General features: G+C 39.1%; 5 protein-coding genes and 1 pseudogene. All 6 read right to left on the reverse strand.

Annotated elements, in window-relative coordinates; all coding sequences use genetic code 11:
* On the reverse strand, positions 1-212 hold a 212-nt coding region (locus BW928_RS12265; protein WP_144295814.1), incomplete at its 3' end, for a VENN motif pre-toxin domain-containing protein.
* Between the two features lie 13 nt (positions 213-225).
* Entirely contained in the window at positions 226-549 is a 324-nt protein-coding gene (locus BW928_RS11080; RefSeq protein WP_076556267.1) for a hypothetical protein, read from the reverse strand.
* Positions 539-1,465 (reverse strand): VENN motif pre-toxin domain-containing protein, encoded by a 927-nt coding sequence (locus BW928_RS11385; protein WP_078310388.1) that lies wholly within the window; start codon positions 1,463-1,465, stop codon positions 539-541. Before BW928_RS11385 ends, BW928_RS11080 begins: the two co-directional genes overlap by 11 nt.
* 21 nt (positions 1,466-1,486) lie before the next feature.
* Complete coding sequence (locus tag BW928_RS11095; RefSeq protein ID WP_076556268.1) at positions 1,487-1,891, reverse strand: hypothetical protein; 405 nt, start codon at positions 1,889-1,891, stop codon at positions 1,487-1,489.
* 1 nt (position 1,892) lies between these two features.
* On the reverse strand, positions 1,893-2,555 hold the full coding sequence (locus tag BW928_RS11390) for a hypothetical protein (RefSeq protein ID WP_078310386.1): 663 nt from the start codon (positions 2,553-2,555) through the stop codon (positions 1,893-1,895).
* Between the two features lie 145 nt (positions 2,556-2,700).
* Positions 2,701-3,279, reverse strand: a pseudogene (locus tag BW928_RS11760) (hypothetical protein); the annotation flags it as partial.

Here is a 3,279-nt window from a genome sequence, read left to right on the forward strand (position 1 = left end):
GTTATGGTTCCCCTTAGGACATCCACCCCATTCGGCTCTCCTAGTGCTCCCCCATGTAAAATCAAACCTTGATTCCACTCAACCCCAACTCTCCCCACTTCAGCTCCATTAACTGCGTCGGCTACACTACCGCCTGTTGTGCCATAAGCAGTGGTAGCTGTGGTTAGGTTTAGAATGCTTGTAATAGTATCTTTGCCAAGATTTGTAGCCAATGCATACCTCTATTTAAGCATCTATCTTTGTTGCTTTGGGTTCTTTGCAATTTTGGCATCTTTTGGCATATAACAGCTCTACAGCTGAAGTTTTATATCCAAAAAATCCAAAACTAAAAAAACTTTCACCACACCAAGGGCATATATTGTTAGCCATAAACCAAAACAAAGAGACATATAAAGATGGCAATATCAACATTGCAATTAACACACCGTGTATACCTAAAGAATTGAGTATAAGACAGCCTAACAATAGGATTGTTGGTAAATAAAAAGTGATAAACAGTCTTCTTCTTAACAATTTTGCATATTTTTGCACAATAGCATTATTTGACATTTTTCTGAATTTTTCTCCATACATCTTGCAAAGTAATTGTTTTGGTTTTGTTTGTTGATTGGGTAAACGATCCACCAGGAACAACACCACCCCGCCCATCACCAATTAAACTTACGGTCGATTCAATTACTCGGCCATTTTGATTGGTTGTCGCTCCTGCACATGCCACTACTGCACAGACACTGGTTGTTTTTGAATATCCATCTATATTACTTCTACCACCTTCGATATACGATCCACTTAAACCCACACCAGCACCAAAACCAATAGTTTTTGACCCAGTAGCTGAAATACCAGCATCAATTTCAGACCAATTAATCGTTGGATTTTTGATAGAAAAGCCATCAAATGCAGTACCTGTTGTTACAAAAATCCCAGCATCAAAACCATAACCTTTTCCAATGGTTACATTAGCTCCAAAATTTAAGCTTGAAGTACCATTCCACTCAACCCCAACTCTCCCAATCTCAGCTCCATTAACTGCGTCGGCTACACTACCGCCTGTTGTGCTATAAGCAGTGGCAACTGTGGTTAGGTTTAAGATACTTGTGATGATGTCCTTTTCATCTTGACTAAGCTCGTTTGGTTTTTTGCCATATAAGTAATTTGATAAAACTGGAGCAACAGCTTCATTGGTTGCTCCCGATAAAGCATCTGTTATTGGGTTATTGCCTGTGGCATAATTTGTAGCAGCACCTAATATGGCATGAGCCAGTAGGTGTTGCAGGCTTTGTTCTTCTGGGCGATTACCACCATCAATTTCATTTTTAAGTTTATTTTCTTTAAAATATTGCCCAATCTGATAAGCAAGCTCTGGACTTGCTGATCTTGCCACACCCCCTATGATACCATTTGAATTAGGAGCGTACAAGGCTGAGGTGATGCTATCGAAGGGTCTTAGGTTTTGTTTGGCCATCAAAATAGGCTACGAGCCAGTTTATTCCATCCCTATATAAGGGTTTGCTATATCAACAACCTCCTCCCTGTACTCATTAATTAAGTTTTTTACATTTGCATTAACAATGTTATCAAAACTGTTAAGAATATAAAAATAAACACTTGGCAACCCCATAGCCAATGAAATATGCAAGGCAGAATCTACTTCATTTTCAGAGTTTATATTCATAAACTTAATTAGATATCCACTTACAGCATCTTTTATTTTGTCATCGGCGATGGTATAGGTGTTCCATTGCCTATCTGACAACTCATATAATATTGGCAGTAAATCATTAAAGTTCAAATTGGGTAATAGGTTATCGATCAGATAGTCAAACTCATTTTCCATCAATGCCACAGAAGGAGATTCTGGCAAAGATTGATAGTAATCTAAATTTTTCATGCTATTTGCCTATATTAACAGGGATGTGAGTAATATTTTGTTGAGGGTTTCTATAAAAATTTCCATCGGAACCTAGATATTTATTCCCAACTTTAATTTGTGCCGTCCACATTCTGCCAGAGTTACTGTTTAGGTATTTAAGGGCAGCTTGTTGGTCTGGGCTGTGCCATTTAATTTGAACTTTTGTACCATTGGCATAAAATTCATATTTATAGCCCTGCCTGATACTTGCTGATGATACAAAAATATCTGTTGCCCCCTGAGGAACCAATTTTCTCAAATCAGATTCATTAATCCTGCCTCCGTTCAAAACCTGCTTCGTAGCATATTGAGGATTATAAACAACAATATTTGAGCTTGATATTGTGCTTTGATTAGTAGCTGGAGTAGCAACACCGTTGCCTCTCTGCCAACGCCCAGCAACCATTCCACCAACTGTACCAGCACCTGCTTGCATTAACAAATCTTCAGTACTTCCCGGGGTTACTCCTCCATCTCTTCTTAAAGCTTCTGTTCTTGCTGGAGTGTTCTGATTTTGTGCCCAGCTTGACAATTCCATTGCAGCCAGGGTGTGCTGTTTGTTTTGTATGGTTGTTAGGTGAGTTGAATTTATGCCAATATATCCACCATTTGCATAGCTATCAAAATCCTCCCAAGTAAGCACACCTTGTTTTACCAGCTCAAGCTGTATTTGCTTAGTTCTTTCGGATTCTTGATACCATTGTTGTTTAATCTCATTTCTGCATGTATCATTTTCACATTCGTTGTACTTTTTTTCAAGGGTTTCGTATGAAACAGCACCTGCTCGTTTAAGTGCTAGAATATGATCTTTTTTGTTTCTTAGTTAATTGCTTATTTCTTAATGCAGACTCATGATACAAATAATTCCACCTTGTCTGCCCCACATTATTCACAGTGCTTGCAGTATCACCACCAATAGTGGCACCAATGCCTGCTGATAGGGCAAGCAAAGCGGTTTGTCTTGTGGTTTCATCAAAGCCTTGTTTTGTAAGGTATTCATCAATCTTTGGAATGGTATAGGCGGTTGTACCTGCTGATACAGCTCCTTCTATTGTACCTGTGGCTAGGGCTGCAGTTGCGGTGTGTAGTGCTATTCGGTAGATGCCGCCTTCTGCCCATTTCTTAGTTTCTGCCAGTTTTTCATCTGTGCTAAGATTGGGGTTGTTAAGTATCTTGGTGATGGCATAGTCAGAAATTTCAGCCACTGCCTTTGGTGCGTTTTGTCCAAAGGCAAAGGTTACTTGTTGCTGTAGAGTGATCTCTTGCTGCACTTTGTTTTTGTCAAAGTTGTTGCTAATAATGCCATTGATATATTTATTTTCTGTTACATCATCAGTGGTGATGTTGGTGTATAGGTTTTGGCTGTC

Origin of the sequence: Moraxella cuniculi DSM 21768 (genome assembly GCF_900156515.1) — a bacterium.
Classification (GTDB): Bacteria; Pseudomonadota; Gammaproteobacteria; order Pseudomonadales; family Moraxellaceae; genus Moraxella; species Moraxella cuniculi.